Source organism: Deltaproteobacteria bacterium (assembly GCA_023382265.1).
In the GTDB taxonomy this organism is placed as follows: domain Bacteria; phylum JAMCPX01; class JAMCPX01; order JAMCPX01; family JAMCPX01; genus JAMCPX01.
In genome coordinates this window covers 1-25844 of sequence record JAMCPX010000018.1, presented here as the reverse complement: position 1 = coordinate 25844, position 25844 = coordinate 1, and the positions used below count along the sequence as shown (strand labels likewise).

Genomic DNA, 25844 nt, shown 5'->3' with positions numbered 1-25844 from the left:
TTAATCCCCTCTGTGCATCATATACATTATCTGTTTATCCTCTTTGATCATTCCCCTCAGCTTTGTGCCTATGTATGAATTCTTCATAAGTATCGTCATCAGTTTGACCATAAATTTTCTCTTATTTGCGGGCATAGATTTCAACTGCCTCATCTTATACATATAAAATTCCTTTGTTGCCTGTATAAGATCATCTTCAAGCTCACTGAGCTCCATTGCATCAGGCTTAACAACCGGCTCTACGAGATTATACTTTCTGTAGTCATGTACAGCTATGTGATGCCTAAGCTGAGGATATATATCGCTGTAGGGCCATGGTGCTATTGCGAGAAAAAAAGCCATGTCAGGGTTATAATAAACAGCGGTATCAAGTGCCTGTTTTATTGTGTCAGAGGTTTCGTAGGGCATGCCAAGTACAAGGCTTGTTTCTGATACAATGCCCGCTTTGTTGATTATATCAATTGCCCTTTTGCTTTGTTCTGTTTTTATATCTTTCTTGAACAGCTCAAGGGATGTACTACTACCTGATTCTACGCCAACATATATATGCGACACCCCTGCCTTCACATAAAGGTCTATTATATCCTGATCTCTGACAATGTCATCAACCCTTGTTTCAAGAAGGAGCTTGATCTTCAAGCCTCTGAGGATAATAAGATTGAGTATATCAAGCCAACGCTGTCTGTTTGCTGTAGGATATTCATCAGAAAGCATGACAACGCTTACACCATATTGCTCTGAGAGCATCTCAAGTTCATTTACGAATGATAGTGCTGATCTCTGTCTCCATTTTTTTTCCCAAAAAAGCTGCTGTGAGCAGAAACTGCACTGATGAATGCATCCTCTGGAAGAGCTCACTATGCCGAGTGTAGCATTATCCTCAGGAAAATAGCGATAGTCCCTCCAGTTAACCAGGTCCCACGCAGGTGATAAGGCATCAAGATCCATTAGAAGCTGACGGTCAGGTGTTATATGTATACAGTCATCTGTTTTGAATGCAATACCCCTTACATGCCCTATATTTCCGTATGCATTGATGGCATCAAGGAGTTCCGCAAAGGTAACTTCCCCCTCTCCTCTAATAATATAATCAATAGAACCGTGGTTATTGAGCAGTTCGTTGAACATAAATGTTGGGTGTACATTACCAATCACCGTTATAATATGTTCATCTATCATTTTTGCATGATTTAAAATCTCAACTGCATCTGGCAAGGATGCTGTTATTGCAGTTGTTGCAACCACATCGGGTTTGTCTGTCTTTATTTTTCTGATTATGTCCTCATGGGTATGAAACAGGCTCATTGCATCATAGATCTCGGTTTCATAACCCTTTTCTCTCAGAGCACCAGCAATATAGACAAAACCAAGCGGTAGCCATACGCCTGCAGATTCCACGACACCTGAGTGATAAGGTGGCGTAACAAGCAGTACCTTTTTTATGCGGTTACGCATGCTTTCTCCTGATCAACAACATAAACAATCCAAGCATAACCAGCTCAGTATATCCATCCATCCCATCCATTATTGATACGCTACCTGATCCACTGCCAGACAAATTACATGCACAGCCTGTACTTTTTGAAATTGCCACAGCATTGCTTGTGACTGTTGTTGGCGGGTTTACAATGGTTGTTGGCGGGTTTACGATGGTTGTTGAACTGGTTGGGGGCAATGGTTTTTTATCAATGTTGAATACCTCAACGCGGTTATTAAAAGGATCAGCAACATATAGAAACCCGTTGGTTCTATCAATAGCAAGGCTTGTTGGATTTTTGAATGCGCCAGGGTCAGTACCATAATACCCTATTGAGCCTACAAACATGTTCTGATCTGTATAAACAAATACCGAATTCTGATAACCATCAGCAACGTAGTATCTGTTAAAGGCATCCTTTGCAACGCTTAAAGGTCTTATAAGGCTTGTTCCATTATCAAAGCCGGGGTTAAATCCAGACCATCCTATGGAGCCATTTACTCCATACTGACCGACCTGAACAGAGCTATTGTTTAGGGTATTTATTATGGTTACGTTTGCACTGAGCGGATCAGCTATGGATAGTACACCATCAACATTATCAAAGTTCATACCAACAGGCATACCGTTGCTGATATAGGCAATATCACCCAATCTATTACAGACAGTATCTATAATATGAATATTAGAGCCATCAGAAACATAAAGGATTCTTGCAGAATCATTACCTGCAATACCTGAGGGATTATTAAAAGTATTTTTCTTACATATTGTTGATACAAAACCACCATCAACTGTGGAATAGGCATTTATACTGCCGTCTGTCTTTGAAGCAACGTAAATCATATTATTCATAACAGTAAGTGGACCATTTTTGATGGTTGTTGAACCGCTGAAAAGGATTTTGTCCCTGCTGTTAAATGCTGTAAGCCTTCTGGCATAAGGCTCGGATATATAAAGGTTGCCATTGCGATCAGTTGTCAGATAAACAGGCTCCTCAAGATTATTAAGGCTTTTATAATAGAAGGCAGGTTGAACCTCCAATGAAACATAGGTAAATGCCTCGCCCCCTTTTGTAGAGCTTACAGTAATTGTGATAGTATAATGCCCACCAACAACTGGGGATAGCCATCTTGCCTGACTACCAATCCAGGTAATAAAGCTACCAGCATTACACGAATATGTATACACAAGCATCCCATTATCAGTTGAGCTTGCATTCACATCTATTATACTTGTTCTACCGGGGAATAATGCAGATGGAATCGCATTAATACCATTGATCACAGGTACGGATGCATTGGCATTACTTGCCCCTATTGTAGCGTATGTCAACAAGAGGGCAATTATACAAATACCTATATTTTTAAACATATTTATCTCTCTTTCTCATAAAATATATAGCAAGAAACATGCCACATTAATCTTATCCGTTATCCATTTTTATGGATTTAACACAAAAAATAAAGTCGAATTGTTTATAACTTTAGAGCATTTAGATCATAATAATCCAATGTGCTTTAACACTTCTGCTACCCTTGAGTCTTTTGAACACTTCATATATCCTTTGATTTATTGCCTTCTGTCCTTCCTAAAGTCTTATAATTTTGTCACTATCCCACTGGGTGAAAGAAACATTCCGGGTATTGGCATAAAGGGGCAAATTGAACACCGCACTCACTACTACTAACAAAAATAATATCTTCTTTATTTTTCACTACTTGCTAATAAGACAACACATTTTATGCGCCATTGCCATTCTTATATCTGAGGGGGATCGCTTCATTTATGATAGGGCACAGGAAATGGATTAAAGTATGGTGACGGCATACCGGGATTATAATTCAATGGACTTAAAGAAGGTATTGAAGACCTTGTTGTTGAGGTAAACATATTTGGAGTTGGATTATGATCCACACCGTGGCAACTTAAAAAACATTCGACATTGTTTTGCGTTTTAAATACAACATTAAGTCTACCCTCGGAGTTTGGCAGCACAACAGTAAACCTTGGATCTTTGTTAAACCTTATAAGATAGGGATAATTAATAGAACCATGTGAATCATGACATGTAAAACAAGAGGTGTTCGCATTCACTATATGTTCTCTGTGATACAAGAAGCTCTGGTTACTCAGTATACTTGTCCTGTTATGGCACTGATAGCATAAAGCATACGCATAATCACTTTCAGGCCTGCCGTCCTGTTTATAGTAATTCTTGTTGAGTATCGGCGCATATATAGAGCCATGCGGCGAAGAGCCACCTATTGCATTATCAGCACTATGGCAATCGGTGCAGTTTACATAGCTTGATATTGTCCATGGAGGGATCAGACTTGGAACAAGATAGTTTTTCCCTGGTGACTCAACAGGGTGATATGATGCATTTGACGGATTAAATTCTATTGCCTTGTCTGTTTCATAAGGTGGTAGGGACTGGTTTGCATGACATTTAAAACAAAGTTCATACTCATAGTGCATACTGTGGTTAAGCCATAGCATCTTTCTCTGACCTATTTGAGAGATACCCCCTAACTCTAGATGATGCGGACTATGGCAGTCAATACACTCAGCATGACGCGTTGTAGTATTTATCTGCCCGTGTTTTTGCTCCATAACTGTCATGTATGCAACTGTATCAATAGGGTGATGTGATGGCTTTTGAAAGTCATCTGCAACATCAGGTATTGGTGATAACAGCAGGAGCATACCTGAAAGCTTTGCCTTATTCTGTTCCTGTGCACTGCCATGACATTGAAAACACAGACTTGAGCCGTTTTTTACAAGCATGGGCGTTCCAGCAACGCCATGACCAGCGTGACAGCTTGCACATCCTTTGGGCAGAGAGAGATGTGGGTTTATCGTATTTATAGCGTCTGCATGCACCTGATACTGTAATATAATATATGATACCAAGCCAACAATAATCAGTAAAAATATTCTCTTCATGGTTACATCTATTACATTTTATGACAGGTTATACAAACCTGCGTAATATTTGATTTTCTTAGAAAATGCACGCCAGAGGCAGAAAAATTATCATCCTGGTGCGGATTGTGGCATGATATACACTGAACCTCATTATTGCGGTCAAGCCTTACTCCATCAGGATCATCTTTCATCTCTGTCATGCTAGCAAGATTTGAACCTGTAACATAGCTCTGTGTAATTATCTTTTGTGTTACAACAAAGGATATGGGATGACTGCCAGAAAGGTTTGTTCCAAGATACCCCTTTGATGTTGATGGCATTGTCGTTATGTTGTTCTGCATGGGGATTGGTGATCTCCTGCTCCTGACCTGACCAATGGCTATAGTACCATCATGGCAGCTCAGACACAGCTTTGAAGCCCCATCGGGTGTTACAGGTTTCCCACCAGGTGACATTGATTCAAGGCTATTGGACCAGTATATGTTGTAATTTGTACCTGTATTAAGTTTTTTGTTCCAAAGAGGCGTATGTGGTTCAGCATCATGTGGGGTATGACAGAATATACACACCTGTTTCTCTGTTGTGGACTTTATCTGGCCGGGACCTGATATAGACAGATTATGCAGCGTATTCAGAACACTTCCAGCATACGCAAGACTGCAGCTCAGCAGTAATAACATTGCAGGTAAAAGAATTACAGCCGCTCCCTTTACAAACAGTGAAACATAGGTATCTCTTTGTTTATTGATGTGGTGCTCCATTCTCCGTATCAACTATCCTTTTAAATATATCAATCCTGTTGTTTAACTCATCTGCAACATAAATGCGGCCGTGTTCAACAACTATGCCTGATGGCATTGATAACTCTCCACCATCTGTTCCATGCCTTCCAAATGTCATAAGATAATCCCCTTTAGCGCTAAACATCTGAACCACATCAAACAATGCATCACTTATATAAATAATGCCATCCGAATCCACTGCTATGCCTTTGGGTCTGGCAAAATCACCGCTTCCATCTCCCTGTCTGCCAAAGGATGATATAAATTTACCGTTAAGTGAAAATATCTGGATCCTGAAGTTAAGGCTGTCTATGATAAATACTGTGTTATTTTTTATTGTGATGGCTGTTGGAAAATTAAACTCACCTGCTCTATCGCCATGCGAGCCGAAAGAAAATTTAAATTTATCTCTATTATCGTATACAAAAACCATGTTCATACCTGTATCTACTATGTATATATCTCCATTTCCTGCAATGGCAACAGAAGTGGGTCTGATAAATAAACTATTGGTAATGCTTTCCAGACACCTGCCGCTCCTGCTTATTATAAATACACTTTTCTGAGAGGAATCCGCAACATATACTCTATTTTCTGTTATTGCTATGCCTGTTGGTGTGGTAAAATATGAAGCGCCACATTTACTGATAATAGTAAAGCTGTTATTATCCTTATCAAAAAGCCTCACATCTGATGCCTGTATATCTGTAACACCTATAATTCCTTTGTAAGCAGCAATCGCAAAAGGAGAAAACCGGATACTGTACTGGCTATTTGCACCTGTGATAAAACTGAATATCCGTGAAATCCATCCGGGCCTGATACCTAGATCATTTGCAGAGTATACAGAGCGGACAAATGATATGCGCGGGTTGTTTTCAGGCCAAACAATATTTACAGTTTTGAATTGCGGCGTGTGTGCACATCCTGTTAAAACTACGAATAAAAAAAGCGATATAATAAAACGCTTTTTAATCATTTTTTTTACCCGTATTTTCATCGGGAACAGGTTGGATAGGCATGCGCATCTTAAACTCAGGTACTGGTGATTCAAATGTCTTCTGTTTAACCGTATTGAGTTGTGTGGCTGATTCAGAGGTTGGTTTGGTTGCTTCAACAATTTTAGCATTGTTGAGTGATTGTGAGGAAGAGCATACACTAAGTCCTAAGATAATATGCATCTCATCCTTTCCTGTATAAGACATACCACCACCAATGCCGCCTGATAAAACAGTTGATCTATTAGCAAAATAGTACCTTGCACCTGCTGTGCCTTCAAATCTGTTTTTGAAAACAGTGCTGTTAACGATCCAGTTGTCTGTATCAAAGAGTATATCCCATTGCTCTCCTGCCCTGTAAATTATGCCACCACTTAAAATGAGTGCTCTTAGCACGGACAGATAGCCGGTACTGAAGGTGAGATTAAGCTTGTTAAAGCGTTTCTCAATAACCTCTCGTATATCTACTGAAGGATGTCCTGAAATGTTGTCGCCAATTACAGAAGTAGCGAGGTCTGGGTTTTGAAAATATCGCCATTTAGCGCCAACAATCATACCTATGCTGTTTTTTTCATAAAGCAGTTGATACTTGTTGTAATGCACAGCACCAATCATAACTTCCAGATTATCCAGTATACCAAATGAGACAGTAACGGGTGAAACATTAAAGTTATCTGTCCTATCCTGTTTATAGTACTCTGCCCATACGTTGTACAGAAATGCGCCGCTGCCTAATGTAGTCGTATCAGGTACATCAAACATACCCGATAATCCATTCTTGTACGGCGCTGAAAATACTGCCCCGGCAATACAAAGGATAAGCACAATTGATATGCATAAATTTAAGGCAATATTCCGCAATATCATAATAATCTCTCTGGCAGTTTCTTTAAAAATATATGCAGGGCGCGGAGATCAGGATCATTTAAGGCACTGGGATATAATGCTTTATTCATCTTTATTGCAATAGATATGTTTCTCCATGCTTCACGTTGATTGCCCATCCTTGCATAAGTACATGCGAGGTTGTAGTACACATACGCATCAGGTTGTTTAACAGCCTTCAATAGAGATAAAGCCTTATCATATTTCTTTAACTGTATATAGAGTGATGCAAGATTAACAGCCGTATCTCTCTGTTCAGGATTTAACTCTAACGCATGTTTATATGCCTGCAGTGACTGATCATATAAGCCAAGATGTTCACTTGCTTCTCCTTGTAATTCAAACAATGTATAATTGTATGGATCAAGAAGCCGGGTCTTTTTAACAGTATTAAGTGCTGCGGTGTAATTGCCTTTTCTTATAAGTACCACTGTCTGATCGTTCATGATAATCGCCTGAACAGTAGGAGAAAAATAAGCAAGCTTGTATGCCATGTTAAATTGTTTCATTGCATTGCTATAATCACCCTTATCTGAATAAAGTATGCCAAGCCATCGCCGCGCCTGAAGATAGTATGGGGATAGATTTATAGTATCTTTCAGATCCTTTAAAGCACCGATTCTGTTACCACGGTTAATTCTAATCATTGCCCTGTCAAAAAAATAGTTTTCATTAAAAGGTGCCTGGGTAATGGCATAAGAAAGTTTATCTTCAATCTCACCCATCATTGCAGAGCTTTGGGTATGGTTCTGTTTGAATAGGGTATTAGCAAAGAGGTATGCCCTTTGGGCAAGGGTTATATGAAAAGCAGCAATGAATACTAAAAAGCTCAAAACTACTAGTACATAGTTGCTGATCTTCCATACATAAGGCTTCACATTAAATGTGCTATGAGAGTATAAACTACCAATGCCAGCATACATCCAGAATAAAACGGCTGTTGCAGGCATTCTAAGAGGGAATGAAAATAAGCCAATAATAAGCAGGTTGATAAATCCGAGGAACCCGCCAATAAGAACAGGTATATCTTTTCCTTTAGCCTTTGATATACTGTATACAAATTCGTATAGTATATACATGAGTAAACCAATAAACATCAGGAATCCAGGGATGCCTGTTTCTGACAGTATGTTGAGGTATTCGTTATGTGCATAGTTCATAGTAACATGATTTGAAAATGTCATCAGGGATAATGTCTTATCAGCATATAACGGGAATACAGCATCAAATGCACCAAACCCAATGCCTAAAACAGGATGTGATGGTGCAAGATATACAAGTATTGATTTCCATGTAAGCAATCTTACGATGTTATCGGGATAATATACATTGAATATAGATGTGAAATGTTTGATCAGACTGCTTGTCTGACTGAATATCAAGGAGAGCAAAAAAGTACCTGCAACCATTATACCTGTTATGTATAAAGGGGACAGATTTATTTTGAATTGCCTTTTCCTTCTTACAGAAATAAACATACCAATGCTTACAAGACTTAAAATAATGAGAGCAATCCATGAAGCTCTTGAATGTGAAATTATAACATACAGTATGCCTCCTATTATCCCAATACCAATGACAATGCTGTTCCACAGTTTTTTCCTGAAAATAAATTGACTTATAAGCAAAGGTAAGACACTGACAATGTACTCAGCACCAAAATTTGATAGCCCAAAGGTAGATATTGGATTTATCCTGCCATACTGATCAGTGGGAATATAGCCATATACACCTGTAAGCTGAACAAAACCTATTGATGCACTTATTATGACCCCGATAGCAATAGCAATTGTAAGTAGGTCCATATCGTTGTCATCCGGTGCAAGGATAATCAAAGCAGGATACATAAAAAATGGACCAAGTACTTTTATAATTTCAACAAACCCTTTTATAGGTACTTTTGAGGATATTATAGAAATAACAATCCATATACCTATTATCCCTGTAAACAGCATTACACCAGGTATTTTTGTAGGCATTTTATTCTGATGGATTATAGAGACAAGTCCAAAAAATATAAAAGCAGATAAAGCAGAAAATGTGATCTTTATCCACTCATACTCCCATCCCCACTTAACAATGGGTATTATTAAGCACCAAAAAAACATAATTAGTAATAGAGGTTTTAAATACTTATTCACCAATATAACCCCCGAAGTTTCTTCCAAGTTGAATGATCAATCCATGAACATTGCTGTTGGCACCTGGTATGTGCTGGTTAATCAAGTATCCTTTTATATTGATAAACAGCATGCGGTAGAAGTGTGTTACATAAACCTCATACCTCGTATATTCAGATGATGGGTAATATGATGCACTATTAAATCCATACTGAAAAACTATATTTGCAGCGGTATTCTGAATGGATGTTATGCCAAGTGTTGTCGAAACATATTGATTCCTGTACCATGCCTGAGGGGTGGAATTGTTGAGAATCCCTCCTGTGAGCGAGAATAAACCAACGTATGATACAGGCAGAGAAAATATAAGATTAAGCATACGATTGTAGAAAGGGTACTGGTTATAGAAACCGCTTTGAAATACCCTTTCATATGTAAAATTGGATTGAAGATAAGCAGGTTTAAAATAAGCACTATATAGTTGTGCAAGATAGCGGAAGTCATCAAGATTATTACCTGAACCCTGTGTGTATTTTGTGATCATATAATTCAGGTCATTGTACACATTAAAGAATTTAAAATCTTTTGTGCCTATACCACCGTCAAAATAATGAGTATGCGCCAGCCCCTGACCAACAGGTGGATTCTGTATCATTGCAACCCCAATATTATACCCTGCATTCATATAGTAGTGATCCCATGGCTTTAAATAGGTAATGCCTCCTTGCATAAATTCTGTGTCCATTGAGCTGGTGCCTGCATCACCGGAGCTTCTTGAATCTATTACATAAATACCGTTTAAAAAACTTATGGTATTTGTTGCACGATAATAAAGGTTGTAGCCTGCCTGTGTGCCCTGAGAACTGCCTTTACTGTAGGCATTCGTACTATAGTTGGCAAAATAGTTGGTTGTTATTCTCCAGTCAGGGGTGCTTACAAGGTTTGTATAAACATTGAGTTGATCTGTTGAAATTGTTGTTTGTGACGGATATGCAAATGTAAAATTATAGGTGTTTAATCCTGTATAAAGGTGTAATGTCTTGTTAAAGGTTTTATTATCATTAATACTAAGCCCCTTTGTAGTATAATTGCTGTTAGTGATAAGATCATTCTGGCTAATATACTGATATTGACCTGTTAATATATTATCCCTGTTCGCCTGTGAGAACGATACAACAGAAGTTGTTCTGTCCTGCTTGAATATGTAAGGAATGCCGGATATTTCATTGCGTGTTTTATCAAGAATAATATTTAATCTTGGAAGAGAGTTTACAGCAATAGCCCAGTTTAGACCGTAAGAAAAGGTCCGCATTCTGAGAAGGTAACCTATACCTGTGTCCTGCTCATTATATATGTCTCTTATATAGAAGAGCAATGGAGAGCTATCCGGCAGGAAGGTAAGGTTTAATACATAACCTGTTGTATATCTTCTTAATCCTCCTCCAGTTGTTGTGTAATCTATATCATCAATATTAAGGCCAGAAGAAAATACAGCTAGTCTTGGATCGTATATATAAGTTGCGAAGTTAAGTCCTAATACACCACCAAACCCTCTTGTATAGCTAGAGGTATTATTATAATCAGCAAGGTAGTCCTCATACCTTAAACTTGCCTGCCCTCCTATATAATACTTGTGTGCATATACACTTATTGGTAAAAACAATAGATATACGATTATTAGTATATATCTTTGCATCACTTTCATTGCAGTATATCGTTTTTTTGTAATTCCTCGGTTACGGGTAGTTTGCTTTTTCAATGCTATTCCCAATTAACTGAGCCATTACGTTTTTTACTCTTTTCTCATTCTCACATTTATACCCTTATATTATATTTAATCATAAAAAAAGGGGGCTTACGCCCCTATGAAAAAGCAGTTTTATTTTATGTGACAATCGAGACAGAGCTGACTGCTTGTTATTGCATCCCTTAATAACATAGGATTTATTGAGCCGTGAACAGCATGGCAGCTTCCACATTCAACTCCCTTACCTGTACCACCGTTGGGATCCTGGAAGAGCTCCACATTTGTAGGACTTGCCTGGAATTGAGAAATAATTATACCAGCACCTGAGCTGATGCCATTGTATGGTGACTGTCCAGGATACGGGATACCAATGGGGTGATTACCATTCATGTTTCCACCAACACCAACTTCATAGGTTGAATTTGTCAACTGGTATGCCGCGTTCACATCGCCCTGCATAGGTATAGAGTAGCTTGAATTTACAACACCTGTTGATTCGTTAAATACCTCATTTACCTGTCCTATTGCAACCGAACCATCATGACACGAAATGCATTTGAATGATGGCAGGTTTGCCGGATTTGTTGGCAGCACTGTTCCAGCTGATGTCCCTGTTGCACTCCCTGTACCCCATGTCCATGTTGTATTGCTTGACGCAGCATGGTTCCATATAAACCTTTGATCAAGTGCATGGTGCGGAGTATGACAGAACACGCATATCTGACTTGTACCACCTGCTGTTGTTGCCTGTGATCTTGTGTAATTTGTAGAGCTGGCTGAAAGATTATGCTTGGTTGTAGTAATAGCCGCATTTGCTGTTACAGTTAGCCCAGCTATGGCTAACATTAACACTGCAAAACTGAGTTTTTTCATTGTTTTCACCTCCTTTTTATCATTACTTGTAACAGGATTCATGCCAGTTTGGTTAACCAAAAATGCAATAAGAAGACGGCTCACACATGTCTGTTGAGTGCTTTCACTTAATTGTATACTGAAAATCAATAGTTATTCCCATTGACCAGTTGACACACATTAACCATGTAGCTATAGCTATCAGCAACATAGATACGGTTGTTTTTATCAATGGCAATAGCTGTTGGTATAAGTTGGGTGTTTTCACTCAAACACCACCCCAATTGGGGGGTTTTCACTCAATTGTATATTGAAAATCATTAGTTATTCCTATTGATCAGTTGATACACATTAACCCTGTAGCTATAGCTATCAGCAACATAGATACGGTTGTTTTTATCAATGGCAATAGCTGTTGGTATAATAAGTTGTCCTGATCCTATGCCAGGTCCGCCAAAATACATTAATGGTTTCCAGTCCTTTGTGAACATCTGAATAGCATGGAAGTCAGAATCAGCAACGTAGATATTCCCACGATTGTCAAAGGCAATGCCTTTTATCCTATCAAATGTACCCGGGGCATCACCCTCAACACCAAATTTACCAAGAAACTTCCCTTTTGTACTGAACCATTGTATACGAAAGTTCATTGTATCGCTTACATACAGGTCTCCATTAGCATTAACAGCAAGGTATGTTGGAAAATTGAACTCACCATCACCCGTGCCTCTTTTACCTATGGTTTTTACATATTTCCCCAGGAAGGTAAATACTTTGACATCATGTCCATTTGCCTCATTGAATGCTGTATCTGCTACATAGAGTAGATCCTTTTTTAAATTCACTGCAAGACCAGTTGGTCTAAGAAACATATTAACACCTATATCTTTGATAAACTTACCATGTTTATCAAACACCCTTACAAGCTTTAAAGAAGAATCAGTAACATAGACATTTTCATCTTTATCCAGTACTATACCAAACGGATTTACAAGATGATACCTTTGGTCTATGCCGATATATCTTACTTTTTTTTCTTTAAGATCAAACACAAACACAGCACCAAGCTGATAATCTGTTACATAAACACGCTGTGCATCATCACTGATTGCAATCCCCATAGGCTGAACGAGTGAGGGTTCTTGTTTAGGACCAAGTAAAAAGTTCAGAAACCTCTGCCATGCACTTTGAGGAAAATCGTATCGTCCATGAAGTGCTTCAATATATTCTATATGTGGTTCATTGGGGGGCAGTGGCCATACGATCTTTGCCGGCTTTATCTTTGCGCCAGCACAACCTGTAAATATAAAAAATAAAAGTAGTAAAATTTTTTTCATTACAATCCTTTACCAGTTTGATGCTTTGCCATGACATCTTTTACACATATCAAGTTTAGTTTTGCCAGCATACCACATATAAGGGTAATTAGATGAATGCGGATTATGACAGCTTACACAGGTAAGCGGTTTGCCTTTCAGTTCCTTCATATCATATACACCTGATACAGGATGGGGCTTGTTTTGAGGCGTTGTAAAGATATGAAAGCCATCGGTCTGTTGTTTATGACATGTTGCACACAGCTCATTTATAGGCTTCTTCAACATAAAATCATTATTTGAACCATGTGGATCATGGCATGCTATACAGCCATATTTTTCTAAAGCAGGATGCACAACCTTATCTTTGTCTTTTGGTTCATGACACATATAGCACAGTTCTTTGCCTTTCGCAGCAAGCATATAAGGATTATCAGAGGCGTGTGGGTTATGACAGTTTGTGCATTCACCACCTGCAACAGCAGGATGTATGACCTTTCTTCCTGTTAGATCATCTTCATGACAGATAAAACACGTGTTGCTTACAGGAGATGGTTTTCTTAAAAGATGGTCATGGTCTGATTCATGGGCATGATGACATGTAAGACACCTGCCAAGTTTTACAGCATCATGTACATAAGTTTTTTTTATTATATCCTTATGACATGATAAACATAGTCCTGCTATGTTATTGATAGGTTGAACAATGTAGATGTCTTTGTTGCCTTGTTTCTGGAGGAAAACCGGACCTCTTATCATGCCTTTTGTTCTCAATAAATATTTGTTATTTTCAGAATGAGGATTATGACATGTCACACATTTGCCCTGCGTAACAGGTGGATGCACATCTTTTTTTGTATTCTTTTTATCATGACATGTATAGCATAGATCAGGAACAGAGGCAGATAATGTAAATTTATGACTACCTTTTGCTGGCGCATGACAGTCTATGCATCCCATGCTGTCAAGTGCGGGATGTTTAAAAGAGCCTGATAAAATGCCTGTATGACACTTTGAAGTTGTGCAGTCTTTTCCTCTATTAGCGAGGCTTAATACGGGTAGTGCTGTTACCATTATTAATATTAAAAATAATCGTGCCATCATTATCTATAGATTTCTTTCTGTAATATAAGTGATATTATAAATATGAACAAAATTACCACTTATTTTAAAAATAAAGCAAACATCATGCCAACTTTTATGTACAAAATTTATTTTAAAAGAAAACTTTCATGTCAGGGGGGAGGATTTTGGGGTTTTATATTCACCCGAAAAATGCAATATGGGAATTTGTTCATTCGCTCAAACCAGCGATTCACCTAAGATACATAGTGTTTTTACTATCCATAGCCTGCATATTTCAATGTCATTTGGCACCCCATTTCAATTTTCCCATAACATTTCAGCCCTATATTTCTTTATTCTGGAATTATTTTTGAACTTTTCTGGGAAATTAATTGCGGATCTTCTTAAACATCACGATGATCCAAATGCCTCATTCCAAGGGCATACAATTATATATATCTCTCACTATAAACATATTATAATAAAATCTGTAGAGATATTCTTTAATTCCATATATCTCAAATTTAAGTTAGTTTATAAGTTACATAGATCATATCTATTTCGCCCATTTTATTAGGCCTTCAGATCATCATCTCCACTATCACGCTGCCTACAATATCGGCATCGTTAAATTGTTAGAGCTTAATTAATCTCTATTATCCATTGCCATCCTCTGCTATTCATTAGGTCCTAATTACCTGTTTCCATTGCCATCCCTTGACAATTATTAATTAAATCTTAATTAACTCTTTATTCCTGTGCCGTCTCCATAGGCATATAATTATCTTCGATTTCCCATCCCAGTATTATGTAATTGCCCCTTTGCTTATTTTGATAAGCTTGATGGCAATGATGCTAATAATATTCCGGGGATCCAATTCCTATCGGTTCCACTAACTAACCCATGGTGTTACCCTTAGATCAACTATCCGTAGCCATATATAACTTACAGCTATTTTAGGTGTGGCTGTTTTTTGGCTGTAATAGTTGATAAACGCTGGAATAGATGGAAAGGTTGTTAATAGATAAAATGGCTCAGAATCCATTATTCATGCGGGTTTGTAACCAACCAGCCTTATAAATCAGAACCTTATAAATAATGGAGGCGGCGGGAGTTGAACCCGCGTCCACAACCGTTTTCACCTCTGGCACTACATGTTTAGTCTGCATTGAAACATTCGCCATTCTCTTCTCACAGACAAGAATTGAACGGCTATTCTATTTATTGGTCAATCTCAGGGTAAATAGAATAAAACCCTGAAATTGCCTTGCTTTAAAATTTATTGTTAAAACAACACGCAAGGTAGCTGTTTTAACTCAGCTGCTTTTAATTAAGCAGCGAGTGCGTAGTCGTTTGCGACTATTTTTTCCATCCTTTTAACGAGTAGATGGGACCTCGCCATGCACCATGAGGTTATCTTAGCCGTGTCGAAACCGTGCGCCCCCTACTTGAAACTGCGTCTTATCTGCTTCTCCACTTCTCTCTTTTTTATTTGCTCCCTTTTATCAAAGAGCTTTTTGCCCTTTGCAACGGCAAACTCAAGTTTTGCTATTCTCTTCTTAAAATATACACGCGTTGGGATTAAAGTAAAGCCCTTTTCTTTTACTTTAACAGTAAGTTTATCAATCTCCGATCTTTTAAGCAGCAGTTTGCGAGTTCTTAAGGGATCATACCTTTCCGACGTTAAATGAGAGTATGGTGAAATATGAGCGCCTACGAGGAATACTTCGTTATTTTTTATTATAACATAACCATCCCTTATATTAATAGAGCCCTGCCTGATTGATTTTACCTCGTACCCTTTTAAGGCTATCCCTGCTTCGTACCGTTCATAAAGCTCATAATTGTGAGAAGCAGCCCTGTTGACTGTAACAATCTGTTCATTCATTTAAGTTTGGGCTACGTCCACACGATTAAAGCTTTAATGTTATTTTAAGCTCGTACTGGTTATTATTATCGTCAGCCGCTACAACCGGAATTATTATCGTGTTAGTCCCGACAATTTCAGGTTTTCCCAGTTCAATGATGTTTAGAGTCTTTCTTGCTTTTGGTTGTGTTCTTTGCTCCATTACCTGTTTCGTATTATCCATACTCAACACCTGTTCCTTTTCAGGTTGTGCCTCTGTTCTAAAAGATTCTGTAGCATTATTCACACTTTCTCCTGCTTGCTCTATCCGTATCTCTTTCGTTTCCGAAGTAGATACCTTACCTGCTTGTTCTACAGGCGTTTGAGTTTTCAATCGGTGAATAACAAGTTTGGTTATAGCTGTTAAAGTTTGAAGAATACCAGTGCCATTATTTGCTGAAGCTTCAAAGTACGGCGATTTATATTTGTTTATTTTATCCTGAAGCTCAGAGACAGCAAGAATTCCAGGTAAGTCCCTTTTATTGTATTGCATAACAAACGGTATATTTGACAATGATCTGCCATAATGCTGAATGTTCTCTTCAAGATTCTTGAAACTCTCTATGTTGTCATAGAGCTTGTCTTTTTCCGATGCAGCTACAAATACAATTCCATCAACATTTTTAAGAACCAATCTTCTTGTTGCATTATAAAAAACCTGTCCGGGAACTGTGTATAATTGAAATCTTATTTTTAAGCCCTTTATCTCACCAAGCTCAACGGGTAAAAAATCAAAAAACAAAGTTCTATCCGTTTGTGTGGCAAGCGTCATAAGTTTCCCCTTATGCTCCGGTTTTAACTTTTTATAAATATATTGAATGTTGGTGGTCTTGCCTGACAAACCAGGTCCGTAATAAACTATCTTTGCATTGATCTCTTTCTTATTAGTGTTCAGCAATGCCATCTATTTATTCTCCCCTAATCGTTTTTTTGCTGTAACTGCAACAGTGGATGAAACATTTTTACTGCTGCTTAAGTTCTTTAAGTCCTGTTTGTTTAAAGTATCAAGTAATTTAAGTGCAAGAGTGATCGGGGTTTTTGGATTGGAAACAAGTGCCTGTCTCACTCTATAATTTTTTAACCATTCTTTGTTACCCGAGATCAGCCTCAAAACATCCTCACTTATACTTCGTGAGTTTACAATACTTATAACTTCCCCATCCGTTATACGGGGACTTTTAATAACACTCTCTACAACGATTCTATTGGAATCCTTGATAAGTATGTTTCTCACCTCTTTATTGCCGAGCAACGCCAGCTTTATTTTTTGTGATACATTCATCTGTTGAACTTTCTGATAGAGCGTCACACTTTTAGCATCAGTTGCTGTTTCTTCCTGATGCTCTGTATCCTGTTCCGTAATAAGGTCGGATGGTAACTCATGCATCATAAAGTCTGTAGGGAGGTTTCTTATTAGATCCGCAGGTAAACCAAAATCTGCGGGTAACCCGGCACGTATATCCTCCGGTAAACCTGCAAGAGAAGAAGGCAGCTCGGATTTATTGATCTGTGACGGCAGATCTTCTTTTTTTTCGGATGGTAAAAAAGATTCCTGTTCTATTTTGATATTTTTATTTTTGAGTTCCCTGTATGCAAGTCCGGCAAAAAACTCCACCAGTTGATCTCTTGAAACCTTGGGAAGATGTGGATTATTTATAAGCACATCAAGTATGTTATCGTTCTTTAAAATCCTTACCTGGTTCTTGGCAAGGAGTTCAAGTAAACTCGGGTCATCTTTATTGGCGAGTTCTATAAACAGTTCATCGGATAAATTTTTATTTATTGCCAGCAGATATAGATCGTGATGTGTTAACGGGTAATTATGTGCAATAAACCCAAGCACAAAATCGGGCACATTCTCGGCTATAAGCCCTTCTATAACATTCTGCGGTATTGATTTTAGCGTACTAACGGCATCTTCTTTTATGTGATCATCGCCTCTTTTATAATGGTATGCTATAACAATGATCAGTTCTTTTGGTTCAAGTGGGATAAGCCCTTTTACAACACCCTTAACAAGTTTGGGAGACAGTCCCTCTTTTAAATATAGTTTTGCGCTTTCGGATAGGTTTTCGAACATCTTATTGTTCTTTTTTTATGGTTGATCTTAAAGCAAACCGTCTAACCCTTGTAATAAATGTTTTTGCCTCTTTATTAGATTTAAAACCTTTTACATTTATATTATATGTTACGGTTATGTTTCTTATTTCTTTAATCAGTTCATTTAACCCTGCATTTTTTATACCCTTGGCATTCGTCAATGCTTTTGCTCTTGTAGGATATTTACCGATAAATATTCTATAACCGCCGTCCGCCTTAACTATAGCCGCATTCTGTATGCCTGCCATCATAAGTTTGAGATTGTCTGCCGTTGCTTCACCATCTGATGGATAAAGAGTTTTTACATAAAGCGCATATATCGTTGTTGCAGTTTTGTTTTCTGTAGATCCAATCTTTAACCCCGTATTTGTGGTATGTGCTATACGTTTAATTACAGCTAAATCTGCCTTAGATCTGACCGTATCAAGCATTACCACAAAATTTTGCGCTGACTGTTGTAAAGAAGGATTAGGCGGTGTTGCAGGTGCTGTTGATGGAACATTCTCAGCCACTTCTGCCTGTTTGGGCTGCTGTGGCTGGGGTTCTTTTATATTATTATCGGAAATGTTACTTGGATGCCCGGTAACCTGCTGTTGAGGATTTATATTGCTCGTTTGCCCTGCTGCCTGCTGCTGTTTATTCTCATTCATTGACGGATGATTAATAACAACTTTCTGTGAACCTTCTACTTCATTCTGGCTTGGAACATGTTGATTTGCCGAGCTATTAAGATATAGATATATAACTCCACTGCTGAGTAACAGTACGACAATTCCTAATGTTATGATGGCGATCTTAGCCATACTTGAACCAGTTTTTTCAACTGTAGCCACAGCAAATGGCTGGGTACTTTTAGTCCCTGATTGAGGTTGATATGCTTTAACTTCTGTTTCATCTATAGCAGCATACTTAGCAGAGGTAGTAATTCCGTGTACATCGCTCATTGCCTCTTCAGGAGATTTAAGGAATTCATCAAACAATAAGCTCTCTTCTTCTGCTTTCGTTTGTTTTTCCTTGTTTTCCTGAACAGGTTCCTCGACAACTTCTTCTAACGGCGGCTTAAAAAAATCATCTTCAAGAAGCTCATCCGCTATCGTCTTTTTTGCCGTTTTTTTATGCTTTTCATCCATAATTATACCTTAACCTCTTTATCATTATTTATAAGCTTCTCTAACAAGTGAGTAGGTACTTCCATATAGCCTAAAAACTGCAAATCAAATGTTCCCATGCCTTTAGTTATGGCTCTCAGCTCGGTCCCGTAAGATTGGACCTCTACGAGAGGTACATGGGCCTTTACTATCTGTTTTTTGTCTTCCGTGGTATCCATACCGAGGATCTTTGCCCGTTTTGCATTGAGTTCACCAATAACTTCACCTGTAAACTCTTCGGGTACATTTACTTCGATTAACATAACCGGTTCTAATATGATAGGGGATGCATTCTCAATACATTTTTTGAATGCAAGTGATGCAGCTATTTTGAAAGCCATTTCTGATGAGTCAACTACATGATATGATCCGTAATATAAGGTTGCTTTCAAATCAACCATGGGATATCCTGCAAGAAATCCATCTTGTGCGGCCTCTCTTAAACCCTTTTCAACAGCGGGGATATACTGTCTTGGTACAGATCCACCTACCACACTATCAACGAATTCTATCCCCTTACCCCTCTGTAATGGCTCAAGCCTTAACCACACGTCTCCGTACTGTCCCCTTCCACCCGACTGTTTTTTATATTTACCCTGCGCCTCTGCTTTTACTTTTATCGTTTCTCTGTAAGGTATCTGAGGTAATACGAGCTCAAGTTCCACGCCGTACTTCCTCTTAGCCTTATGGATTGCTATTTCTATCTGTTCTTTTGTTGTCCCTTCTATGATCAGCTCTTTAAACTGTGATTCTCTGCGTAAAGACAATGAGGGATCTTCCTCTATAATTTTATTAAGCGTCTGTACAATCTTGTCTTCATCACTTTTACCCTTCGGCTTTACAGAGTAAGATGCTAACTTTTTTGGAACATAAGCATGAGGTATGAACAGATCATCCTTAACACCTTTAAGAGTATCGCCTGTTTTTGTTGCATACAGTTTTGAAAACGCCACAATATCTCCGGCTTGAGCTGAATCAACAAGTTTGTTCTTTTTACCGGTCAGCGTGTATAAGTGACTGACCTTTTCCTCAATTCCTCCTGCTGCATTATAAAGAGTTGTATCCGAATGAATTGTGCCCGACAAAACCCTTCCGAAGCTTAATTTCCCGGCAAACGGGTCTACGGATGTTTTAAAAATGTATACCACAGGTTTTTCTGATTCTGTCTTTTTAACTTCTGCTGTTTTTGAACCATCCGAAGATTTAATTACAACCGTTTGGTTTAGCTCATTGTGAAACGGCAATAACATAGAACAAAATTCTATCAGTTTATTGATACCCATGTTAAGTAATGAAGAACCGGGAATTACAGGAAACAGGCTTCTTGTTAAAACAGCATGCCTCATTGAGATACGCATTTCTTCGAGAGTTATGTTTACACCATTAAGATATTTTTCCAGCAGATTATCATCGCTCTCTGCTACAGCTTCTATAAGCATCTTTTCGTATGCATCACTATCCTGAGGTTTATCCGTAATCTGTTTAGTCTTGCCCGCTCCATCTCTGGTATATGTGTACGACTTCTTGTCAATCAGATCTAATACGCCTTCGAAGGTATTCCCGTTACCGATAGGAACAGCAATAGGTGTTATCTTTACGCCAAGATAATTACCATATTCTTCGAGTGCATTTTCAAAGTCTGCATTTTCCACATCCATCTTATTCATAAAAAATATTACAGGCAGATTAAATAGTTTTGCATATTTTAATAAAACTTCGCCCTCTCTTTTTATATCGGTTTGTGCACTCATTACAAAAATCACACCATCAGCAGCAATCATTGCGTTTATTGTATCCCCTATAAAGCCGTCCTGACTCGGTGTATCTATTATATTGAATCTCATACCATTCATATCAATCGTTGCAACCGAAGAAGTTATGGTTGTGAGATGCATAAATTCCTCTTCCTCAAGGACCATATTAGATGTTTTATCGATAACCTTACCTATAGTTGGAACAACCCTGGCATTAAAAAGTATAGTATCGGCAAGCTGCGTTTTACCGCTTCCACCAAAACCGACAATCGCGATATTTCTGGTTTCCACCTTATTATCAGCCATTTGTCCTCCCTCTACTTTTTAGTATAAGATTTCTAATTCTACCTGTAATCTTGTTAAGAAGATTCTCTCTATGAAGGAAAGTGAATAGGGGCTTTTTTCTTACGCCAAGCTCTTTTATCAGAGCCAAAAGAGCTTCGTGTGTTTTATCTATTTTTAAACCTTTGTAAAAGGTTTTAATAGCCATAGATTTATTTCCCGTAATAAGGTATAGTTTGCCAAGGTTCAAATAAAAATCAGGATGGAAAAATTCTTTACTTATTGCATCATTACACATGGAAATTGCCTTTTTATAATCATGATGCACGATACCTGTAAGATAACCATAATAAGAGAGATAAGCAGGTTTGATTTCATATATAGAAGAATCCGTATTCTCTACAAGATTTTTCAGTATTTCAAGTGCTTTTGGATATTGCCCTTTTTTCATAAGGGTTAAAGCCTGTTCAAATAGTTCTTCTGGATTTAAAGGAACCATAAACCCCTTTGATTATCTTTTTATAATATTCTTCTCATATATTACCTTTAACCCTTTTAAAGTCAAGAACTCATCAACATCTTTGATAAAATGTGACTCACTCGCAATGAGAGGTGCAAGACCTCCTGTTGCTATAATCTCCGGCTGCCCATCGTTCATCATATCCTTTGTTATAAGCTTAATAAGTCCGTCTACAAGAGACACATACCCATAAAAAATACCCGACTGCATACTATGAACTGTATTAGATCCTATAACCTTTGCAGGTTTGAGGATTTCAACCCTTGGGAGTTTTGAGGCATGCGTAAATAATGCTTCAAGTGAAATACCGATACCTGGTGCAATAACACCTCCTATATATTTACCATCATTGCTTACACAATCAAAGGTAGTTGCAGTCCCAAAATCTACTACTATAAGGCCCTTTTTATATTTGTAATAACCGGCAACAGCATTGGCTATTCTATCGGCTCCGACTTCTTTTGGGTTGTCATACTGTATACTTATTCCTGTTTTAATACCAGGTGTAACAACGAGTGTTTTTTGTCCATACAACTCCATGCATGCCTTTTCAAGCGGAGTAATAACGGGCGGAACTACGCTCGCAATGATAACACTATGTATGACAGATACATCAAGGCCATCCAGTGCAAACAACTCTTTGATTAACAATCTGTACTCATCGGATGTCCTATCTTTAGCCGTAACAACTCTCCAGTGAGTTATAAGCCTATCACCGTCGAATACTCCGAAAACAATATTTGTATTCCCTACATCTATGGTCAGCAGCATAATTTTATTTATACGATAGTTCTTATTAAATGCACATCTCCGGTTTTGATCGTATTCACTTTGTTGTTTTTGTCCATTATCATTAATCCGCCGTAATCATCTATGTCTTTAATCAAGCCGCTCATTCTGTCTTTACCATCAACTATGTACACGATTTCATCAGCCATTTTGAATCTCCTCATAAATGTATCCTTTATCCCTTTAAACCCGTTATCCCTCACATATACCTGATACCACTTATTGAATATCCGGTAAAGATACTTTAAAATCTCTGTTCTATTATAGGTTATGCCTGTCAAGGAGTTCATTGATAATGCAATACCCGCTACATCATCCGGATAGGACGCAATATCCGAATTCACATTTATTCCGATACCAACAACAACAAAGGTTTCATTCTCTTTATCAACACCGAGTTCGAGCAGTATTCCGCTTATTTTCTTATTATGGACAAGCACATCATTGGGCCATTTTACCTCAACATTCATGCCTGTGAAATATTCTATCACCATTGCAACAACCATACCCGCAAGCAAACTTATGGCGGGCAGATGTTCAACCGGTAAGCATGGTCTCAAAATAAATGATGTGTATATGTTAACATTGAAAGGGGAATACCATACCCTGCCCTGTCTGCCGCGTCCTCTCGTTTGATGATCCGCGATTACAACAGTCCATTCCAGGCTGCCTTGCTGTGCAAGTCTGAGCGCTTCTTTATTTGTAGAATCTATTGAATCATGATAAACAACGTCACTCAAAAATCCAAGTGAACCAAGGTCTTGTTTTATTAAATGTTCATAGCCGTTCTCTTCCTTCATAAGAAATTTGCTGTCTTATGCTCCCGATAAGGATAATCCTTATTGCAGTTTTGGTTATGCAACAGATACCGCCGGTATATTTTTTGTAGATTTTATTATATTTCTTCCTTCCATATAAAGAACCCTCGGGGCATAATCAGCAGGTATGTCTGACTCTGGCATGTTAACAAAACTCGCAATTATAACCGTATCTCCTTTTCGTATAAGATGCGCTGCAGCACCGTTTATACAGATGATCCCCGTGCCCTTTTCACCTTTTATCGTGTAAGTCTCAAGTCTGTTACCATTACTTACATCCCATATCTTTACGAGTTCGTACTCTTTTAAGTCAGCAAGTTCCATTAATTCTTCATCAATTGTAATACTGCCCTCATAACTCAGATCAGCCTCTGTAACAAAAGCCCTGTGGATTTTTGATTTTAACATTGTTCTTTCCATTTTACCTCCAATTTACGTTTTACCTATTTACATTTTTTAAACTCATATTATCTATCAGCCTTGTATTGCCTGCATAAACAGCTGCGACTATCCTTCCACTATTCAGTTCGTCAGGGACCGGTTCAAGTGTCTTCTCATCAATTATCTCTATATAGTCCTCTTTCAATCCCGCATCTGCTATTTCTTTTCTTACAATACTTATTAGCTGTGCTTTGTCCCTCATACCTTCTTTATAGGCATCAAGTGACTTGTATAACCCTCTTGATATAGAAAGCGCATTTTTTCTTTCTGTCCCGGATAGATAAACATTCCTCGAACTCATTGCAAGTCCATCCGGCTCCCTGACGATGGGCATTCCTATAATATCAACAGAAACATTGAGGTCTTCTATCATACGCTTTATGATAACAAGCTGCTGAAAATCTTTTTCACCGAACAAAGCAACATGAGGCATAACTATGTTGAACAATTTCAAAACAACTGTTGCAACACCTTTAAAATGTCCCGGCCTTGTTTTACCGCAAAGGATATTCGATAGATCTTTAATTACCACTTCTGTTTTAAAATCATCCGTATACATTTCGCTGCCGGATGGACAAAAAACTACATCGGTTTGGGCCTGTTCGGCAAGATTTTCATCTCTGTTAAAATCTCTCGGATATCTATTAAGATCCTCCCCGAGGGCAAACTGCAATGGATTTACAAAGAGGCTCATAACGAGTATATCCCCCATTGCCCTTCCCTTTTTAAGAAGGCTTAGATGCCCGTCATGCAAATATCCCATTGTAGGGACAAGGACGATCTTCTTACCCTCCATCCTTTGGTCAATTGAGAACCTCTGCATTTCTTTTACATGTGTTATGGTTCGCATATATTATTTGTAAGTGTTTTCCAATCCTGGGAACACACCATCCTTTACTTCTTTTATATACGTCTTTATTGCATCAACGGCTATTTCTTTAAGGTTTGCGTACTGTTTTACGAAAGTTGGTTGTTTACCGCTGCTTAACCCGAGTATATCGTGAAATACCAGCACCTGGCCATTCACATCTATGCCTGCACCGATACCAATTGCAGGGATATGGAGCCTTGGTGTGATCTCTTTTGCAAGTGCGGACGGCATTCCTTCAAAAACAACAGAAAATGCGCCTGCATCCTGAATTGCAACGGCATCCTCAATAAGTAATTTACGGCTTACTTCATCCCTGCCCTGCACTTTATAACCTCCCATACGATGTATGGATTGGGGTGTAAGCCCTATGTGGCCCATAACAGGTATATCAATATCCACAATTGACTTTATTGTACCTTGTATATTGTTCCCGCCTTCAATCTTAACAGCTTCTGCGCCACCTTCTTTTATAAGTCTGCCTGCGTTGAAGATGGCATCCCTAATGCCCGTTTGATAAGAAAGGAAAGGCATATCAGCCACAACGAAGCTGTACCTGCATGCACGCACAACCGCCTTTGTATGATATATGATTTCATCCAGAGTAACAGGGAGTGTGTTTTTATAACCGTTGATGACCATTCCAAGAGAATCGCCTACAAGTATGACATCAATACCCGCTTCATCCGCAATAACAGCTGATGGATAATCATACGCCGTGATCATGCTGATCTTATCGCCTGCTTCATACATGCTTGCCAAATTTTGTATAGTTATCTTTTTTCTATCCATAAAAAAGCTCCAGCCGAAACGGTTGGAGCTTTTTACATTTTCCTACTCTACCGTCTCGGTCCATATAATAAGGATCCAAGCGGATCAATTCGTATCATACTAAAATATAAAAAATAGTCAATCATCGAATCGAGTCATGTAAAATCTAACCATGGAGGGTATCATCTTGTCATGTAAAAATCTAACCGAAAGATACAGCTTCAGAGATGGATATTATAGTCTGCCTTTGATAAAGGAGGCAGGTTATGGGGT

At 38.3% G+C, this 25844-nt stretch carries 23 protein-coding genes, 1 other RNA gene and 1 pseudogene; all 25 read right to left on the bottom strand.

What is annotated here, in order from left to right:
* The 25 genes and pseudogenes from M1381_03690 to panB all read right to left on the bottom strand — a co-directional run bounded on the left by M1381_03690 (position 1) and on the right by panB (position 25592).
* A complete protein-coding gene (locus tag M1381_03690) occupies positions 1-1455 on the bottom strand; it encodes a B12-binding domain-containing radical SAM protein (protein ID MCL4478188.1) in 1455 nt (484 codons plus the stop codon).
* Positions 1448-2851, bottom strand: a complete 1404-nt coding sequence (locus M1381_03685; protein ID MCL4478187.1) for an NHL repeat-containing protein — start codon at positions 2849-2851, stop codon at positions 1448-1450. Before M1381_03685 ends, M1381_03690 begins: the two co-directional genes overlap by 8 nt.
* Positions 2852-3259: 408 nt before the next feature.
* A complete protein-coding gene (locus M1381_03680; protein ID MCL4478186.1) occupies positions 3260-4426 on the bottom strand; it encodes a cytochrome c3 family protein in 1167 nt (388 codons plus the stop codon).
* An 11-nt stretch (positions 4427-4437) separates the two neighbouring features.
* Positions 4438-5169: a cytochrome c3 family protein gene (locus M1381_03675; GenBank protein MCL4478185.1), complete on the bottom strand. Its 732-nt coding sequence runs from the start codon at positions 5167-5169 to the stop codon at positions 4438-4440.
* Positions 5150-6169, bottom strand: coding sequence for a 6-bladed beta-propeller (locus M1381_03670; protein ID MCL4478184.1), 1020 nt, complete (start codon positions 6167-6169; stop codon positions 5150-5152). Before M1381_03670 ends, M1381_03675 begins: the two co-directional genes overlap by 20 nt.
* Positions 6162-7013, bottom strand: a complete 852-nt coding sequence (locus M1381_03665; GenBank protein ID MCL4478183.1) for a hypothetical protein — start codon at positions 7011-7013, stop codon at positions 6162-6164. Before M1381_03665 ends, M1381_03670 begins: the two co-directional genes overlap by 8 nt.
* Positions 7014-7051: 38 nt before the next feature.
* Positions 7052-9181 (bottom strand): O-antigen ligase family protein, encoded by a 2130-nt coding sequence (locus M1381_03660; GenBank protein MCL4478182.1) that lies wholly within the window; start codon positions 9179-9181, stop codon positions 7052-7054.
* Between the two features lie 25 nt (positions 9182-9206).
* On the bottom strand, positions 9207-10889 hold the full coding sequence (locus tag M1381_03655) for a hypothetical protein (protein MCL4478181.1): 1683 nt from the start codon (positions 10887-10889) through the stop codon (positions 9207-9209).
* Positions 10890-11072: 183 nt separating this feature from the next.
* The gene (locus M1381_03650; GenBank protein ID MCL4478180.1) at positions 11073-11813 is read right to left on the bottom strand and encodes a cytochrome c3 family protein; all 741 of its coding nucleotides are present in this window, start codon (positions 11811-11813) and stop codon (positions 11073-11075) included.
* Positions 11814-11938: 125 nt separating this feature from the next.
* Positions 11939-12064, bottom strand: a complete 126-nt coding sequence (locus M1381_03645; GenBank protein ID MCL4478179.1) for a hypothetical protein — start codon at positions 12062-12064, stop codon at positions 11939-11941.
* 48 nt (positions 12065-12112) lie between these two features.
* Complete coding sequence (locus tag M1381_03640; GenBank protein ID MCL4478178.1) at positions 12113-13129, bottom strand: SMP-30/gluconolactonase/LRE family protein; 1017 nt, start codon at positions 13127-13129, stop codon at positions 12113-12115.
* A 9-nt stretch (positions 13130-13138) separates the two neighbouring features.
* Positions 13139-14209, bottom strand: a complete 1071-nt coding sequence (locus M1381_03635) for a cytochrome c3 family protein (GenBank protein ID MCL4478177.1) — start codon at positions 14207-14209, stop codon at positions 13139-13141.
* Between the two features lie 857 nt (positions 14210-15066).
* Positions 15067-15219 (bottom strand): hypothetical protein, encoded by a 153-nt coding sequence (locus M1381_03630; protein ID MCL4478176.1) that lies wholly within the window; start codon positions 15217-15219, stop codon positions 15067-15069.
* Positions 15220-15270: 51 nt separating this feature from the next.
* Positions 15271-15619, bottom strand: a transfer-messenger RNA (tmRNA) gene (gene ssrA / locus M1381_03625).
* Entirely contained in the window at positions 15619-16062 is a 444-nt protein-coding gene (gene smpB, locus M1381_03620) for an SsrA-binding protein SmpB (GenBank protein MCL4478175.1), read from the bottom strand. The genes ssrA and smpB overlap by 1 nt, the downstream gene beginning before the upstream one ends.
* A 346-nt stretch (positions 16063-16408) precedes the next feature.
* Positions 16409-16984, bottom strand: a pseudogene (locus tag M1381_03615) (GTPase domain-containing protein).
* A complete protein-coding gene (locus M1381_03610) occupies positions 16985-18160 on the bottom strand; it encodes a hypothetical protein (GenBank protein ID MCL4478174.1) in 1176 nt (391 codons plus the stop codon).
* Between the two features lies 1 nt (position 18161).
* Positions 18162-19310 (bottom strand): hypothetical protein, encoded by a 1149-nt coding sequence (locus M1381_03605; GenBank protein ID MCL4478173.1) that lies wholly within the window; start codon positions 19308-19310, stop codon positions 18162-18164.
* A 2-nt stretch (positions 19311-19312) separates the two neighbouring features.
* Positions 19313-21388 (bottom strand): elongation factor G, encoded by a 2076-nt coding sequence (locus M1381_03600; GenBank protein MCL4478172.1) that lies wholly within the window; start codon positions 21386-21388, stop codon positions 19313-19315.
* Positions 21381-21863 (bottom strand): hypothetical protein, encoded by a 483-nt coding sequence (locus M1381_03595; GenBank protein ID MCL4478171.1) that lies wholly within the window; start codon positions 21861-21863, stop codon positions 21381-21383. The genes M1381_03600 and M1381_03595 overlap by 8 nt, the downstream gene beginning before the upstream one ends.
* Before the next feature lie 12 nt (positions 21864-21875).
* Positions 21876-22655, bottom strand: a complete 780-nt coding sequence (locus tag M1381_03590; GenBank protein MCL4478170.1) for a type III pantothenate kinase — start codon at positions 22653-22655, stop codon at positions 21876-21878.
* Positions 22656-22663: 8 nt separating this feature from the next.
* Positions 22664-23473, bottom strand: a complete 810-nt coding sequence (locus tag M1381_03585) for a biotin--[acetyl-CoA-carboxylase] ligase (protein MCL4478169.1) — start codon at positions 23471-23473, stop codon at positions 22664-22666.
* Between the two features lie 54 nt (positions 23474-23527).
* Positions 23528-23911: an aspartate 1-decarboxylase gene (locus tag M1381_03580; protein MCL4478168.1), complete on the bottom strand. Its 384-nt coding sequence runs from the start codon at positions 23909-23911 to the stop codon at positions 23528-23530.
* Between the two features lie 19 nt (positions 23912-23930).
* Entirely contained in the window at positions 23931-24782 is an 852-nt protein-coding gene (gene panC, locus M1381_03575; protein ID MCL4478167.1) for a pantoate--beta-alanine ligase, read from the bottom strand.
* A gap of 3 nt (positions 24783-24785) precedes the next feature.
* A complete protein-coding gene (panB, locus tag M1381_03570; GenBank protein ID MCL4478166.1) occupies positions 24786-25592 on the bottom strand; it encodes a 3-methyl-2-oxobutanoate hydroxymethyltransferase in 807 nt (268 codons plus the stop codon).
* Positions 25593-25844: the final 252 nt, after the last annotated feature.

Excerpts from the sequence above, each read along its gene's own strand:
- M1381_03690 (MCL4478188.1), bottom strand. The coding sequence starts at position 1,455 with ATGCGTAACCGCATAAAAAAGGTACTGCTTGTTACGCCACCTTATCAC.
- M1381_03685 (MCL4478187.1), bottom strand. The coding sequence starts at position 2,851 with ATGTTTAAAAATATAGGTATTTGTATAATTGCCCTCTTGTTGACATAC.
- M1381_03680 (MCL4478186.1), bottom strand. The coding sequence starts at position 4,426 with ATGAAGAGAATATTTTTACTGATTATTGTTGGCTTGGTATCATATATT.
- M1381_03675 (MCL4478185.1), bottom strand. The coding sequence starts at position 5,169 with ATGGAGCACCACATCAATAAACAAAGAGATACCTATGTTTCACTGTTT.
- M1381_03670 (MCL4478184.1), bottom strand. The coding sequence starts at position 6,169 with ATGATTAAAAAGCGTTTTATTATATCGCTTTTTTTATTCGTAGTTTTA.
- M1381_03660 (MCL4478182.1), bottom strand. The coding sequence starts at position 9,181 with ATGTTTTTTTGGTGCTTAATAATACCCATTGTTAAGTGGGGATGGGAG.
- M1381_03655 (MCL4478181.1), bottom strand. The coding sequence starts at position 10,889 with ATGCAAAGATATATACTAATAATCGTATATCTATTGTTTTTACCAATA.
- M1381_03650 (MCL4478180.1), bottom strand. The coding sequence starts at position 11,813 with ATGAAAAAACTCAGTTTTGCAGTGTTAATGTTAGCCATAGCTGGGCTA.
- M1381_03640 (MCL4478178.1), bottom strand. The coding sequence starts at position 13,129 with ATGAAAAAAATTTTACTACTTTTATTTTTTATATTTACAGGTTGTGCT.
- M1381_03635 (MCL4478177.1), bottom strand. The coding sequence starts at position 14,209 with ATGGCACGATTATTTTTAATATTAATAATGGTAACAGCACTACCCGTA.
- M1381_03630 (MCL4478176.1), bottom strand. The coding sequence starts at position 15,219 with ATGGATTCTGAGCCATTTTATCTATTAACAACCTTTCCATCTATTCCA.
- smpB (MCL4478175.1), bottom strand. The coding sequence starts at position 16,062 with ATGAATGAACAGATTGTTACAGTCAACAGGGCTGCTTCTCACAATTAT.
- M1381_03610 (MCL4478174.1), bottom strand. The coding sequence starts at position 18,160 with ATGTTCGAAAACCTATCCGAAAGCGCAAAACTATATTTAAAAGAGGGA.
- M1381_03605 (MCL4478173.1), bottom strand. The coding sequence starts at position 19,310 with ATGGATGAAAAGCATAAAAAAACGGCAAAAAAGACGATAGCGGATGAG.
- M1381_03600 (MCL4478172.1), bottom strand. The coding sequence starts at position 21,388 with ATGGCTGATAATAAGGTGGAAACCAGAAATATCGCGATTGTCGGTTTT.
- M1381_03595 (MCL4478171.1), bottom strand. The coding sequence starts at position 21,863 with ATGGTTCCTTTAAATCCAGAAGAACTATTTGAACAGGCTTTAACCCTT.
- M1381_03590 (MCL4478170.1), bottom strand. The coding sequence starts at position 22,655 with ATGCTGCTGACCATAGATGTAGGGAATACAAATATTGTTTTCGGAGTA.
- M1381_03585 (MCL4478169.1), bottom strand. The coding sequence starts at position 23,473 with ATGAAGGAAGAGAACGGCTATGAACATTTAATAAAACAAGACCTTGGT.
- M1381_03580 (MCL4478168.1), bottom strand. The coding sequence starts at position 23,911 with ATGGAAAGAACAATGTTAAAATCAAAAATCCACAGGGCTTTTGTTACA.
- panC (MCL4478167.1), bottom strand. The coding sequence starts at position 24,782 with ATGCGAACCATAACACATGTAAAAGAAATGCAGAGGTTCTCAATTGAC.
- panB (MCL4478166.1), bottom strand. The coding sequence starts at position 25,592 with ATGGATAGAAAAAAGATAACTATACAAAATTTGGCAAGCATGTATGAA.